The following is a 14835-nucleotide window of genomic DNA, read 5'->3' as shown; positions in this document are numbered from 1 at the left end:
AGGAATTTGTGATGATACTTCATGTATATTAGCTATAATGATGCTGAATAAATTTGTGGATTGCTTAATTTTGATTTTGATTTGTTTTATACAAACAGATTGTTTAGTGTTTCTTGCTAAATGTAGATTAGTAGAGGTTAGCTATTAGGTTTTGTTGTAAAGTAAAGTTGTTACCGATTAATATGAGCTTTTTCTAATTATAGGTATTTATATCCTTTAAATAGTCCTAATTTATATAGTAATTTTAGTAATCTTGATTTTTTTAGTAACTCTAATTTAGTAGAAATGTTGTCATTTCCATTTTATTAGTTTTAAAGATGTTCTAAAGCCAATATCTTTAATATAATTTATATACGAAATATCAAACGTTGAGTATTTCAAAATAAAAAAAATATGATTTTTAATTCTTTTATGAATTAGTTTCTTTTGTGAATTATTTAGCTTTTTTTTTAAAGTTTCTTTAATTTGCTAACCTCCTTATTATTAATATTTATAAGATTTGAATGATTTTTTGCTAACTGTGAATATATTCGGAAAAAGTATAAACGGCAGTAATCTGATTGATATAATAAACTGGGATATTGTTGATAGCAAAGCTAAAAATTAAAAGTACCACCAATAGAAATGGAAAGTAGAGAAAATTAATATCTAAATTAACACCGAAATAAATTAAAAAGACGACTAACAAAATAAGTTTCAATCCTAGATTGAAACTTATTTTATACATACCAGCCATTAGAAGCGCTTCTTTAGGGAAATTAATTTTAGAAATAATTCCCTTTCCTGCGTTTACAGAAACCATAGAGCTTTGAACTGTATCAGCAAATACACTCCATAAAATTGTACCAATCACAACAAACAAAGGATAAGGAATACCAACTCCTTGTACTGAAACAACACCTGATCCATTTAAAAACAGCCACACTAATTAGTTAATAATAACTGGAGCAAATGCCAAAAAATACCCAAATAAGACTGTCTATACTGTGCTTGTATGTCCCTTTTAGCCATCTGAAAAGCTAAAAAGTGAGAATTTGATATATCTTTAAATATATTTTTTAATTCCTTGAGGAAATGTGTTTTTTTTGTCAGAAGAGTAAACTACTGTTTTTAAACTCATAAAAACTTTTTAGGTTAAGGTTTTAAGTTTATAGATTAATTTCTTCATTAACCTATAAAACCCTTTTTTAATTATATTGTTTTTCGTAATAATTTTGATAATCGCCAGATGTTACATTGTCCAGCCATTCTTTGTTTGATAAAAACCAATCAATTGTTAGGCTCAAACCTTGCTCAAACGTCACACTTGGTTTCCAGCCTAATTCTTCGTTGATTTTAGTCGCATCAATTGCATAACGTAAATCATGTCCTGGACGATCTTTCACAAAAGTGATTAATTGTTCTGAAGTTCCCGCTTCTTTACCTAATTTTTCGTCCATTTGTTTACACAATTCTTTTACCAAATCGATATTTTTCCATTCGTTGAAACCTCCTACATTGTAAGAATCTCCATTTTTTCCCTCGTGGAAAACCAAGTCAATCGCTTTTGCATGATCGATTACAAATAACCAATCGCGTGTATATTTTCCATCTCCATAAATAGGTAGCGGATTTCCGTTCAAAATATTATGAATACACAACGGAATTAATTTTTCTGGAAAATGATTTGGCCCATAATTATTCGAACAATTTGTCATCACAATTGGTAAACCATAGGTATCATGATAAGCTCTTACAAAATGATCCGAAGATGCTTTTGATGCCGAATATGGTGAATGCGGATCATACGATGTTTCTTCCGTAAAGAATCCTTCATCACCCAAAGCGCCAAAAACCTCATCTGTAGAAACATGATGAAAACGTTTTCCTTCGAAATTATTGTTCCAAATTGTTTTTGCAGCATTCAATAAGTTTACTGTTCCAATCACATTTGTCATCACAAAGTCTAATGGATTTGTGATCGAACGATCCACGTGAGATTCGGCAGCTAAATGAATAACACCATCTGGCTGATGTCTTTCAAAAACTTCTAATATATGTTTTGCGTCAGTAATATCAGCTTTTACGAATTCATAATTTGATTTACTTTCGATATCTTTCAAATTCTCTAAATTTCCTGCATATGTCAATGCATCAAGGTTGATAATCTTCGTTTCAGGATATTTTAAGACAAATTCTCTTACAACGTGAGAACCGATAAATCCAGCTCCACCTGTAATTAAAATAGTTTTCATAGTATTTTATAGTTGTTATTTTTAATCGTTTCCAAACAAATCGCGCGTATAAACTTTCTCTTTCACGTCAGCTAATTCAGGTGCATTTCGATTCGAGATAATCACATCACATTCTTGTTTAAAAGCTTCAAAATCATTCATCACTTTCGATCCAAAGAAAGAATCTTCTTTCAGAACTGGTTCATAAACCACCACTTCAATTCCTTTTGCTTTGATACGTTTCATTACTCCTTGAATTGCTGATGCTCTAAAATTATCTGAACCTGATTTCATAATTAAGCGGTAAACACCAACTTTTTTAGGATTTTTTGCAATGATAGAATCTGCAATAAAATCTTTTCGCGTTCTGTTTGCATCAACAATTGCTTGAATAATATTATTCGGAACTGCATCATAATTAGCCAATAATTGCTTCGTATCTTTTGGCAAACAATATCCTCCATAACCAAACGATGGATTGTTATAATGCGAACCGATACGAGGATCCAAACCAACTCCTTCGATAATTTGTTTACTATCCAAGTTGAATGTTTGTGCATAACTATCTAACTCATTAAAATAAGCGACACGCAACGCTAAATAGGTATTCGAAAATAATTTGATTGCTTCTGCTTCTGTTGAATGTGTAAACAATGTCGGAATATCTTTCTTAATTGCTCCTTCTTTTAACAAATTAGCAAAAACTTCTGCTCTTTCACTTTGTTCACCGATAATAATTCTTGATGGATACAAATTGTCGTATAAAGCTTTTCCTTCTCGCAAAAATTCGGGAGAAAAAATAATATTTTGATAGTCTAATCGTGATTTTAAATCTTCAACAAAACCAACCGGAACAGTTGATTTTATAATAACTACAGCATTCGGATTATATTGCTTGACATCCTTTATAACCGATTCTACGCTTGATGTATTAAAATAATTTGTTTTTGGATCATAGTCCGTAGGCGTTGCAACAACCACATATTCTGCATTTGCATACGCAGTTTCTTTGTCTAAAGTCGCAAGAAAATTAAGCTCCTTATTCTGCAAAAAATCTATAATTTCTTTATCTTCAATTGGAGATTTTTTTGCATTGAGCATTGCAATCTTTTCTGGAACAACATCTAACGCCACTACCTCATTACGCTGAGCTAATAAAATTGCGTTAGACAGACCAACGTAGCCTGTCCCCACTATTGCTATTTTCATTTATGGTTATTTAAAATTAGTTTAAGAGAACAAATTTAGTGAAATTCTCTCAATTCGAACACCAATTTACTAAAAATGAGCAAATAGACAAGTATATTTACTTTTACAAAATTGTGAAAATTGTTATTTCATTTTTAACTAACCGTTTATCTTATTCCTCATCTGTCAAACTGGAAAAAATATCAGTCAAAATTAGTTCTGTCTTAATATTCAAATTAACTTTACAAAAGTTAAAAATATAAACGTAATGTCTGTAAATAAAGAAATCAAACGTATCACTACCGAAACTGTGCGTAACATGAAATTTACCGGAGAAAAAATTTCGATGTTAACGGCTTACGATTTTACAATCGCTTCGCTTGTAGATGCGGCTGGAACTGAAGTTATTTTAGTTGGTGATTCTGCAGCGAATGTAATGGCTGGTCACGAAACTACTTTACCAATTACTTTGGATCAAATGATTTACCATGCTCAATGTGTCGTTCGAGGAGCTAAACGTGCTTTGGTTGTGGTTGATTTACCTTTCGGAACTTATCAATCTGATCCACAAAAAGCCTTAGAGTCTTCTGTTCGAATCATGAAAGAATCTGGTGCACATGCGATCAAATTAGAAGGTGGAAAAGAAATTGAAGAATCTATTCGTCGTATCGTAAATGCTGGTATTCCTGTTATGGGACACTTAGGTCTTACACCACAATCTATTTACCAATTTGGTTCATATAAAGTACGTGCAAAAGAAGATGCGGAAGCAGAAAAATTAATTAGCGATGCTAAATTATTAGAGGAATTAGGATGTTTTTCATTAGTAATGGAAAAAATTCCAGCTGATTTAGCTGCTAAAGTAACAGCCTCTGTTAATATCCCTACAATTGGAATTGGTGCAGGTGCAGGTTCCGACGGTCAAGTTTTAGTTGTACATGATATGTTGGGATTAAACAACGAATTCAAACCAAAATTTGTTCGTAAATATTTAAACTTAGAAGATCAAATTCACCAAGCAATTGGACAATATGTTCTGGATGTAAAATCGGGCGACTTTCCAAATGTGAATGAACAATATTAAATAAGTCATGAGTAATAAGTTTTGAGTAGTGAGTTTTTCAATAACAACTTGAGGAAATTCTAACTCAAAACTTTTATCTCACCACTCAAAACTCACTCATGAATCCAAAAATTTTATTCGAAGATAATCATTTGTTAATCATCAACAAAAAAGCAGGTGAATTAGCACAAGGAGACGAAACAGGCGATATTCCGCTTATCGATAGTCTGAAGAACTATATAAAAGAACGCGATAACAAACCTGGAAATGTTTTCTTAGGGTTGGTGCACCGTTTGGATCGTCCAACTTCTGGTGTGTTGATTTTTGCTAAAACTTCGAAAGCGTTAACACGAATGAACGAAATGTTTCAGAAACGAAATATTGACAAAGTTTACCGTGCAATTGTTCAAAGTAAACCGTCAAAAGACTTCGAAAGATTAGAACATTATCTAAAGAAAAATCCAAAAAATAATAAAACAACTGTTTATTCTAAACCAACGCCTGATGCTAAAAAAGCAATTTTAGAATACACCTATTTAGGTGCTTTGGATACTTTTCATTGTGTCGAAGTGAAGTTATTTACAGGTCGTTCACATCAAATTCGCGCGCAACTTTCTTCAGTTGGTTGTCCTATCAAAGGCGATTTGAAATACGGCGCTAAACGTTCTAATCCTGATGGAAGCATTTGTTTACATGCGCATCGCATCACGTTTGAGCATCCTGTCAAAAAAGAAGAATTGACAATTGTAGCTCCTGTTCCGAAAGATGCAATTTGGCAAGCAACGAACAAATTTAATTCGTAAATTTGTCGCTTATTTGTTTGTTAAATGAACAGCATTTTTTATTTCATAATTTTTCAAATTTCACGTTTACCACTTTCGGTTTTATACAGATTTTCGGACTTTCTGTTCTTTCTGTTGTACACGGTTATTGGTTATAGAAGACGTGTCATTAGAACAAATTTAGAAAACTCTTTTCCTGAAAAATCTCACGAAGAAATCAAAGCAATTCATAAAAAATTCTATGCAAATTTTTGTGATTATTTGGTCGAAACTTTAAAAAGTTTTTCTATTTCTCAAGAAGAATTGGACAAACGATTTACATATTCTAATCTCGACGTTTTTAATGAAATAAAAACTGAAAAACGAGATGTCATGTTGATGTGTGGGCATATTTTTAACTGGGAATGGTTTATTGGAACGGTGAAACATTTACCAACAAAAGAAAGTGCAGCTGTTTATCATAAAATTCGAAATCCATTTTGGAACGATAAAATCAACGCTATGCGTGGGCGTTTCGGAACAAAAGCATTGGACATGAAAGATGTGTTGCGTTTTATGATGAAAGCTCCAAATGATGGAGAATTAGCCTATTTATTTGTCGCAGATCAAAGTCCAAAACAATCGGCTGTTCATTATTTTATTGATTTTCTCAATCAGAGAACTCCCGTATTTAATGGTTTTGATAAAATTGCACGCCGCAAAGATATGGCTGTTGTCTTTTGTCAAACCGAAAAAATAAAACGCGGTCATTATCACACAACTTTTATTCGACTACAACCTCAACGAGATAAATTTGAAGAAAATGAAATTGTTCATCAATTTTTTCATCATTTAGAACAAACTATTCAACAACATCCAGATAATTGGCTTTGGAGCCACAAACGTTGGAAATATGCCGATTTGTAATTTTTAAATATTCATGAAAACAGCAATTGCAATCCTAAATTGGAATGGCGAAAAATTATTGCCTCAATTTTTACCTTCGGTTATTAACAATTCTAAAAACGCAACAATTTATGTAATTGATAATGCGTCGACTGACAACTCTATCGAATTGTTGACAACTCAATTTCCTTCTGTCAAAATCATTCAGAACAAAGGAAATTATGGTTTTGCACAAGGCTATAACGAAGGTTTAAAAGAAATTGATGCAGAATATTTCTGTTTATTAAATTCGGATGTCGAAGTAACTGAAAATTGGATAGAACCAATTGAAAAATTGTTTGACAACAATCCTGATATCGCCGCAATTCAACCCAAAATATTAGACTACAAAAACAAAGAATATTTTGAATATGCGGGTGCTGGAGGAGGTTTCATTGATAAATTTGGTTATCCATTTTGTCGCGGACGTGTTTTTTCAACTTTAGAAAAAGACAATGGGCAATACAACGATACCGCACAAATTTTTTGGGCAACCGGTGCAAGTTTATTCATCCGAAAAAAAGATTTCTTTGATCAAAATGGTTTTGATGAAGAATTCTTTGCACATATGGAAGAAATCGATTTGTGTTGGCGGTTAAACAATGCTGGGCGAAAAATTTATTATTGTGGAGAATCAACTGTTTATCATTTGGGCGGTGCAACTTTGGATAAATCCAATCCAAAAAAATGGTATTTAAATTACCGAAATAGTTTGTGGATGATGCTTAAAAATCTACCTGCAAACAAACTTTTTCCGATGCTTTTCACACGTCTTTCAATGGATGGAATTGCTGCTGTTGCCTTTTTACCCAAACAAGGACTTCCACATGTTTGGGCTGTTTTCTTATCACATATGCATTTTTATTTTGGTTTTATAAAAATGTATAAAAAGCGTCAACAAAATCAAATAAAAAATTATTCAGATAAAGAGTTATTGCCATTTCAATATTTCGTGCAAAAACGTCAGTACTTTAAGGATTTAAAATAATCTATCTTCAAATATTAAATCATTTCTTAAAATTTCTATAATTTTTTAAGTCTATTATTGTAGAAATAAAATCTTTTACTATCATTGTAGAACAAATCAAACTACAATGAAAAAATTATTTACATTATTTACTTATTGCGTTCTACTTACAACTTCGTCTTTTGCACAAAAACTTGAAGTGAATTATCAAGAAATTATTGATGTTAACGTAGATGAGCTAAAGAAAAATATGAAAGTTGAAACTTCTGGTTCTGTTAGTTTACCAAAAGACTTTTATGACAATATGTATAAGAGCCTGTCGGAACCTAAAGATTTTACACTAACAATTAATGATAATTTATCTACGTATAAAAAAGTTGAAAAAATTAGTAATGGTCAAGGTAATGGAGGCTTTTCTATGTCTGTGAGTTTTTCTGGTGGAGGAAATGGAATTGTAAAAGATCTATCAAAAAAGGAATATTCGAAAAGCGCTAATTTGATGGATAAATCGTATTTAATAAAAGATAAATTAACCGAGTACAAATGGCAATTGACACGTGAAACTAAAAAATTAATTGGTTTTGATGTCAAAAAAGCAACTGCAGTTATTGATAGTACAAAATCTGTTGTTGCTTGGTATACTCCGAGTATCGCTGTCAAAGACGGACCTTCTATGTACAATGGTTTACCTGGATTGATTTTAGAAATGGAAATTATCAACACTTCAAAATCTGATAAAAAATCTTTTGGAAATGTAACTATAAAAGCTACAGAAGTTAAAGAAGTTCCAGATATGAAACCGATAGAAAAGCCAAAAGAAAAAAATGTAATTACAGAGAAAGAATTCAAAGAATTATCTGATAAGCAAATGGAACGATTCAAATCGATGCGCTCAGAAACTATTGATAAAAAAGATTAATTTTTTTAATTACTCATTAAACATTTTATACTATTTCTTGTCTAAGAGCTATAATCACATTTAAAATGAAAAAAATAATTTCAGTTTTTATTTTTCTATTTAGTTTTTCTGCCTTTGCGCAACAAGAAAAAGTAGAAATTTCGTACACAACGCGTATTATTTTACCAGACGATTTTACGTTTCAACCTCCTGGTGGCGGTAATGGACGTACGATGCCAAAAGAAATGCAAGAGCAATTCAAGAAAAATATTCAAGAGCCGCAAGAAGCTAAGTTGACTATTTTGGGAGACGAATCCTTGTATAAAATGGTTGAAAAAATATCAAATGATCAAAGTCAAGGATTACGAGGTCCACGTGGTGGCGGAATGCGAATGATGTCGATGAATGGAGATAATATTTATAAAAATAGTACAAATCATTTGCTATTAAAAGAGCAAAGCATGATGGGAAAAAACTATGTTGTAAAAGATTCTTTGCAAAATTTTGATTGGAAATTAACACGAGAAACAAAAACAATCTTAGGGAATGAAGCTAAAAAAGCAACTGCTATTATTGATAGCGTTCAGACAACAGTTTGGTACATTCCAACATTAAAATATAAAACTGGTCCAGAAAATTATTGGGGATTACCAGGTTTGATTGCAGAAGTACAAACAGAAATTAACAGAGGCATGTTTAAAGGCTCTAAAATTATTTCTTTGACGGATATCAAAACATCAACAAATTCAAAACCAATCGAAAAACCAAAAGATAAAGGTGCTATTTCGCAAACAGAATTTGATAAATTGATGCAAGAACAACGCTCACGTTTTGAAGAAATGCGAAATTCTGGCGTAAATAAACGAGATTAAGATTTCTTAAAATTCGATTAATTTTCATAAAAAATTGGTTCAATTTCATATTATAAAACTTATATTTAATTCTAAATTAATCTTAAGAAATAAAATACTATGAAAGCTTTAATCATCGTAGATATGCAATACGATTTTTTACCAGAAGGTTCCTTAGCTGTGAATGATGGAGATAAAATTATCGAACGCATAAACAAATTACAAGAAAAGTATGATGTTGTTGTGGCAACGCAAGATTGGCATCCTGCAAATCACAAAAGTTTTGCTTCTCAACATACAGATAAACAACCTTTTGATGTAATCGAATTAGGTGGAAATCGTCAGGTTTTGTGGCCAGATCATTGTGTACAAGGCACTAAAGGAGCAGAAATACACAAAGATATCAAGCAAAATAAAATAAGTGCAATCATCCGAAAAGGTATGAATCCAGAAGTTGATTCGTATAGTGCTTTTTTTGATGTGAATAAAAAGAATCCAACAGGGCTAAATGGATTCTTAAAAGATCATAATATAACGAGTGTATACATTTGCGGCTTAGCAGCAGATTATTGTGTATATTACACAGCAAAAGATGCTTTAGCATTGGGATATACAACATATATTTTAGAAGGAACAACAAAGGCTATTAACCAAGAACTTTTTGATGAATTGAAAGAAGATTTTATCAAAAAAGGAGGAAATGTCTCGACGTATTTATTATAATATTATCAATAAATCGCTAGATAAAAATGTTATTTGAAAATCCTTAACTTTTTGAATGACATTTTATTTTTAAAATAAATTCAAAAATTATCTGTAACATTAGTCTACAAAAGCAGACTAATTAGACAAATACAACAATTATGAAAAAAGCAATCTTAACATTTGCCTTAGGAATTATTACAGCTACAATTTCTATCGCGCAAGACAATAAAACACAAAATATCGATGCAACTTATGTAATGGAAGTTAAAATGGACTACGAAAAAACCATGAAAACTATTCCAGAAGCATACAGAGCTCAAGTTGGAGGAATGCTAAAAGCTGAAATTGATGCAGGAATTTTTATGACTTACTTCTTTAAAAGTAATTCCAAAAATTCAACATTTACATTAGAAGAAAAAGTAAATAACGGACAAGGTGGATTAGGAATAATTGCTCAACAAATGGCTGCAATGGATAATAAACCAACTTATAAAGACTTTACTGTAACTCCAAATTTGTATTACAAAGAAGTTGATATGGGTGTAAAACAATATTTGATTAAAGATCAAATTCCAGATTACAAATGGAAAATCTCGCGTGAAAAAACTGATATAGCTGGTTACAAAGCGACAAAAGCAGAAGGCGTTATGATGGATTCTATTCCTGTGACAGCTTGGTATGCGCCAGAAATCCCTATAAAAGATGGACCAACTTCATTAGCTGGATTGCCAGGTTTGATTATAAAAGCTGAGTTTGAAATGAATGGAGCTAAATTAATTTACACATTGAAAGATTTAAAAATTTCTGAAAAAGAATTGAAAATTGCTTTACCTACAAAAGGAGAAGTTGTTACACAAGATCAATTTATGAAAATCGTAATGGATATTCAGAAAAAAATGCAAGAACAAATGAATGGAGGTCTAGACACTAAATAATTCATTCAAAACATATAAAAACACATCTGTTTCTAACACATAAACAGATGTGTTTTACAAAAAACTCTATTTGAGTCATCAACTAAAAAATACATATGAAGAAATTACTCTATCTAATTTTATTTACTTCTGCAGCTCAAATCTCGTTTGCGCAAGAATGTAAATTAAAAGGATCTGTTGCAAATGATGCTGGAATTCCTGTTACAGACGCTTCTGTCTCTATTTTTGATAGTAAAAACGAAGGCAAAGGTTTTGTTTTTACAAGCAATATGGGTGAATTTGAATTCAAATTGCCTTGTGGACAAAAATATGACATCGAAATTGAGCAAGCTGGTTACGAAACATATGTTGAGAATGTTGATTTGACTGAAAATGTCAACAAAAAAATAAAGCTTAAACAAGGAAAAGAAATTTCCTTAAAAGAAACAATTGTAAAAGCTCAACAAGCAATCAAAGTAAAAGGTGATACAATTGAGTTTGATGCAGATTCTTTCAAAGTTGGAAATGAGGAAACATTAGAAGATATTCTTAAAAAATTACCTGGAATTGAAGTTCAGAATGGTAAGGTAATGTACAAAGGTAAACCAATGTCGCAAGTAACAGTTGGTGGACGTGAAGTTTTGGGTGGTAACGAAAAATTATTGAACAAAAATTTACCTTCGGATGCGGTTTCTAAAATACAATTAAACACAAAGTTCAAATCAAATCCTTTTGCTTCTTCCTTACAAGAAGATGACGAACAATTCTCGTTAAACATCGAACTAAAAGATGATATGAAACGTCTTGCATTTGGTAATGTAACACTAGGTGGAGATGCAGACAAACATACAGATGCACAAGCAAAGATTTTCTATTTCTCAGAAAAAACAGACGGAACATTAATCAATGATTTTAATACATTCGGGAAACAAGTTTTTGATCAAGATGATTATATGAGCTTCTTTGGTGGATATTCTGAATTTAATTCTGAAGGAAGTATCTATTCATTAAGAGGAAATTCGAACAATCTAAACTTGATGACAAAAAATGATGCGCCGAGTATGAATACCTATAATGGTGCTGTCCATTTTGGTGTTGAACCAAATAAGAAACTAAAAATCTCTGGGTTTGGTTTACTTAATACAAATAACATTCGTTACAATTCTAAATCTGAGCGTTATTACAACAACATCGAAACACCTTATACAACTGTCGATCAGGAACAAAATAAGAGCAATATTTTTATGGGAATGTCGCGTTTGCGTTTAGATTATAATCCGAATGATAAAGGACAAATTAAATATCGCTTAAACTTTAATTATTTAGATAGCGAGAATGAGCAATTAGTTGATAGCTATTATAACGATCAAAAAAATAGCTTTAGAAATGTAAATTCTGAACAAAAGAATTACTCTTTATCACAAACTTTATCTTACATCCGTAAAGTTGGACGCGATGATAATGTTGGTTTATATTTCCGTCATCAATATCAAAAAGATACGCCAGATTACAATGTTTTATCAACAGCAAATCCGTTCTCGTCTTTTAATTTGTTCAAGAATTTATCTCAAGTAAATAATCAATATAATATCAATCAAGATCAAAACTTTGTTTTGAACACTGTTCAATTATACGGAATCTACAATCACTTGTTGACAAATACATCTAACCTTAAAATTAAAGTTGGAACAAATTTTAGTACGCAAGATTTTGAAAATAAAATCTATGATTTTCAGAAATTAATGAATGATAATTCATTAATCAGTAATACAGATTTAGATTACAACGAGACTTTTGCCGATGTAACATTGACAAAAAAATTAGGAAACTTTCAAGTAGATGCTGGAGCTGGAGTTTCGTTCTTTAATGAGAAATCGAAATACCAAGATGGTGAAAAATTAAATCGTTCGGAAACGAAATTTTTACCTCACCTGAATTTGCAATACAAGTTCAACAATGCAACAAGTGTTCGCGCTAGTTATACACAAAACTATAGCTATCCGTACACAAAAGATTTTAATGACTCGTATACCATTCAAAGTTATCAATCGATTTTCTATGGAAATAGAAACTTAAGACAAGCTTTGACACATACAGCAAGTCTTAATTTTAGTCATTTTAACTCGTTCACATTCTTTAATATTTTTGCGAATTTAAGTTATACGTTACAAGAAAAAAGTATACAAACACAATCTGTTTTAAACCGTGATTTTATCATCTCTGGAAACGATACAATTGTAAATAACTACCAGTTCAATACCTTAATTAATTCTGGTAATAACCAAGAAACTTATTCAGGATATTTCATGATTGGGAAGCGTTTTGCTAAATGGTACAATGCACGATTAACAGGTAATATTTCTACTTCTAATTATTATACCATTACACGAAATATTGAATACAAAAATGGTGTTGTAACAAATGATAAATTAAACAATGTTAACAACAAGAGTTTTAATCAAACTTATAATTTAGAGAACTCATTTACATTCAAAAAGAAATTTGAATTGAAGGCTGGGGTTAATTTAAACCTAAGTAAATATCAATCATTATCTGAACAGAAATTTACGAACTGGCGTCCATATGGAGAAGCTGCTTGGTCCGCTACAAGTAAATTATTAGTTCAGACCGATTTCTCTTATCGTTTACAATACCGCGATGGAGTAGAAATAAACACAGCAAAAGAATGGAATGCTTCTGCACGATATAATATTGCGAAGAAAACTTATTTAACTCTTACAGGTGGAAACTTATTAGGAAATAACGTAATTGTTTCGAATGGATTTAATGATAACTACATATCGACTACAACTAAAAATGTTTTGGGAAGGTATTTTATCGTGAGTTTACGATATAAGTTCTAAAATAAATGAATTAAATAGTAAAAGCCCTTCAATTGAAGGGCTTTTACTATTTAATCACTTGTGGATAATCAAACAAATTATTCGGATCATATTTCTTTTTCAACTTTTGTAATCGAACCAAATTATTCCCGAAATAAGCATTATTTGCATCAGGAAAATTGATATCTGGATAATTTCGGTATTGTTTTACATTTCCAAGATTTCTTAACAATTGTTGCACTTCTTCAAATGATTTTGTCAACTTTTCTTCTTGCGAAGGCAAATCCCAATATGCTTGTAATTCGCTCAAATAATTAATATCACGATGTGGATAAGCAGAATCTGAAGCTTTGACTTCATTTATTTTTCCTCCCAAAGTATTGATCTGATAAATCATTCCTTTAGAAGCAACAACTTTTGCAAAAATATCTTCCAAACCTTTTTCTATATCTTCAATTCCTGTGTACAAACCAGCCGAAGAATTTTTGAAATAAATTGGTTCTGTTACACCATAATAATTTTTGAGTGCAACAGCCAGATTTCTATTTTTCATCGGTTTGTAATCATTCGCTAGTGGAATTAAACTCGAAAATGTTTTCTCAAAATCAGTTTGATTTGTTGCAAAATTGGTAAATAAAATCGTTAAAAATTTTCCATTCAACACAAAAGCCGAAAAAGCATCGTTGGGTAACTTTTCCGTTGCTTGAAACCAAAGTAGAATTAATTTGACAAATTTATCAGAAGTCAAATTATTAAACTTCATGCGATATCCACTGAAAGATTGTGGTGCTGGATAAGTTTTGAAATGTAATTCCGTCACAACTCCAAAATTTCCATTTCCTCCTCCTTTACACGCCCAAAGTAAATCTGGATCTTTATCAGAGTCGATTGTATTTCCTTTGTAATCGATCATTTTTACACGAAGCAGATTATCACAAGTCAAACCATATTTCCGACTAAAAAAACCATAACCACCGCCCAAAGTCAAACCACCAATAGCGACAGTTCCACACGAACCAGCTGGAATAATTCTTTTCTTAGGTAAAAAATTCGCATAAATCTCTTGCAACAAACAAGCTGGTTGTAATTTCACTTTATTCTCTTGCAACCACGTAATTTTCTTCATCAATCCAAGATGAATCAACAATCCGTTATCAACATTCGAAAAACCTTCAAAACTATGTCCTCCACTTCGAATGGCAATTTTTAGTTTCTTTTCGTTTGCTAATGCAATTGCTTTTTTTATTCCAGTTTCAGATTTACAAACTGCTATAATTTTCGGAAACTTCTCAATTCTTTTGTTGAATGATTTTCGGTATTGATCATATTTTGCATCATCTTTTGTCAAGATTATTAAATCATCATCCAAAAAATCATCAAACGAATAAAAAGACATAAAAAAAATTCCTAAACTACCTGTACCAAGCAGTTTTAGGAATTCTCTTTTTGTATAATTTGGTTGTAACATAACTAAAATTGGTTTAGCT

The 14835-nt window shown here is 31.2% G+C and carries 13 protein-coding genes; 9 read left to right on the top strand and 4 right to left on the bottom strand.

What is annotated here, in order from left to right:
• Positions 1-514: 514 nt before the first annotated feature.
• From B3578_RS08140 to B3578_RS08130, 3 genes are all read right to left on the bottom strand, one after another.
• Positions 515-925, bottom strand: a complete 411-nt coding sequence (locus B3578_RS08140) for an ABC transporter permease (RefSeq protein ID WP_221853961.1) — start codon at positions 923-925, stop codon at positions 515-517.
• Positions 926-1187: 262 nt separating this feature from the next.
• Entirely contained in the window at positions 1188-2234 is a 1047-nt protein-coding gene (gene rfbB / locus B3578_RS08135) for a dTDP-glucose 4,6-dehydratase (RefSeq protein WP_221853962.1), read from the bottom strand.
• A 21-nt stretch (positions 2235-2255) separates the two neighbouring features.
• The gene (locus B3578_RS08130) at positions 2256-3422 is read right to left on the bottom strand and encodes a nucleotide sugar dehydrogenase (RefSeq protein ID WP_221853963.1); all 1167 of its coding nucleotides are present in this window, start codon (positions 3420-3422) and stop codon (positions 2256-2258) included.
• A gap of 247 nt (positions 3423-3669) precedes the next feature.
• Between B3578_RS08130 and panB the strand changes: the two genes are divergently transcribed.
• From panB to B3578_RS08085, 9 genes are all read left to right on the top strand, one after another.
• Entirely contained in the window at positions 3670-4485 is an 816-nt protein-coding gene (gene panB, locus B3578_RS08125) for a 3-methyl-2-oxobutanoate hydroxymethyltransferase (RefSeq protein ID WP_291047763.1), read from the top strand.
• Between the two features lie 98 nt (positions 4486-4583).
• Positions 4584-5267, top strand: a complete 684-nt coding sequence (locus B3578_RS08120; RefSeq protein WP_221853965.1) for an RluA family pseudouridine synthase — start codon at positions 4584-4586, stop codon at positions 5265-5267.
• 24 nt (positions 5268-5291) lie between these two features.
• Positions 5292-6152: a lysophospholipid acyltransferase family protein gene (locus tag B3578_RS08115; RefSeq protein ID WP_221853966.1), complete on the top strand. Its 861-nt coding sequence runs from the start codon at positions 5292-5294 to the stop codon at positions 6150-6152.
• Positions 6153-6165: 13 nt separating this feature from the next.
• On the top strand, positions 6166-7158 hold the full coding sequence (locus B3578_RS08110; RefSeq protein WP_221853967.1) for a glycosyltransferase family 2 protein: 993 nt from the start codon (positions 6166-6168) through the stop codon (positions 7156-7158).
• A 106-nt stretch (positions 7159-7264) separates the two neighbouring features.
• Entirely contained in the window at positions 7265-8056 is a 792-nt protein-coding gene (locus B3578_RS08105) for a GLPGLI family protein (protein WP_291047759.1), read from the top strand.
• A gap of 65 nt (positions 8057-8121) precedes the next feature.
• Positions 8122-8907, top strand: a complete 786-nt coding sequence (locus B3578_RS08100) for a GLPGLI family protein (protein WP_291047758.1) — start codon at positions 8122-8124, stop codon at positions 8905-8907.
• 99 nt (positions 8908-9006) lie between these two features.
• Entirely contained in the window at positions 9007-9609 is a 603-nt protein-coding gene (gene pncA / locus B3578_RS08095) for a bifunctional nicotinamidase/pyrazinamidase (protein ID WP_038331088.1), read from the top strand.
• A 140-nt stretch (positions 9610-9749) separates the two neighbouring features.
• A complete protein-coding gene (locus B3578_RS08090) occupies positions 9750-10526 on the top strand; it encodes a GLPGLI family protein (protein ID WP_291047757.1) in 777 nt (258 codons plus the stop codon).
• A gap of 95 nt (positions 10527-10621) precedes the next feature.
• On the top strand, positions 10622-13369 hold the full coding sequence (locus tag B3578_RS08085) for a TonB-dependent receptor (RefSeq protein ID WP_291047756.1): 2748 nt from the start codon (positions 10622-10624) through the stop codon (positions 13367-13369).
• Positions 13370-13415: 46 nt separating this feature from the next.
• On the opposite strand, the gene B3578_RS08080 is transcribed toward B3578_RS08085, so the two are convergent.
• The gene (locus tag B3578_RS08080; protein WP_291047755.1) at positions 13416-14816 is read right to left on the bottom strand and encodes an FAD-dependent oxidoreductase; all 1401 of its coding nucleotides are present in this window, start codon (positions 14814-14816) and stop codon (positions 13416-13418) included.
• Positions 14817-14835: the final 19 nt, after the last annotated feature.

The sequence above is a fragment of the Empedobacter sp. UBA1574 genome, from assembly GCF_002322895.1.
In the GTDB taxonomy this organism is placed as follows: Bacteria; Bacteroidota; Bacteroidia; order Flavobacteriales; family Weeksellaceae; genus Empedobacter; species Empedobacter falsenii_B.
This window is presented reverse-complemented; position numbering and strand designations above follow the sequence as displayed.

What these genes read in the sequence shown, in the direction of transcription:
- rfbB (WP_221853962.1), bottom strand. Translation starts at nt 2,234, where the DNA reads ATGAAAACTATTTTAATTACAGGTGGAGCTGGATTTATCGGTTCTCAC.
- B3578_RS08130 (WP_221853963.1), bottom strand. Translation starts at nt 3,422, where the DNA reads ATGAAAATAGCAATAGTGGGGACAGGCTACGTTGGTCTGTCTAACGCA.
- panB (WP_291047763.1), top strand. Translation starts at nt 3,670, where the DNA reads ATGTCTGTAAATAAAGAAATCAAACGTATCACTACCGAAACTGTGCGT.
- B3578_RS08120 (WP_221853965.1), top strand. Translation starts at nt 4,584, where the DNA reads ATGAATCCAAAAATTTTATTCGAAGATAATCATTTGTTAATCATCAAC.
- B3578_RS08115 (WP_221853966.1), top strand. Translation starts at nt 5,292, where the DNA reads ATGAACAGCATTTTTTATTTCATAATTTTTCAAATTTCACGTTTACCA.
- B3578_RS08110 (WP_221853967.1), top strand. Translation starts at nt 6,166, where the DNA reads ATGAAAACAGCAATTGCAATCCTAAATTGGAATGGCGAAAAATTATTG.
- B3578_RS08105 (WP_291047759.1), top strand. Translation starts at nt 7,265, where the DNA reads ATGAAAAAATTATTTACATTATTTACTTATTGCGTTCTACTTACAACT.
- B3578_RS08100 (WP_291047758.1), top strand. Translation starts at nt 8,122, where the DNA reads ATGAAAAAAATAATTTCAGTTTTTATTTTTCTATTTAGTTTTTCTGCC.
- pncA (WP_038331088.1), top strand. Translation starts at nt 9,007, where the DNA reads ATGAAAGCTTTAATCATCGTAGATATGCAATACGATTTTTTACCAGAA.
- B3578_RS08090 (WP_291047757.1), top strand. Translation starts at nt 9,750, where the DNA reads ATGAAAAAAGCAATCTTAACATTTGCCTTAGGAATTATTACAGCTACA.
- B3578_RS08085 (WP_291047756.1), top strand. Translation starts at nt 10,622, where the DNA reads ATGAAGAAATTACTCTATCTAATTTTATTTACTTCTGCAGCTCAAATC.
- B3578_RS08080 (WP_291047755.1), bottom strand. Translation starts at nt 14,816, where the DNA reads ATGTTACAACCAAATTATACAAAAAGAGAATTCCTAAAACTGCTTGGT.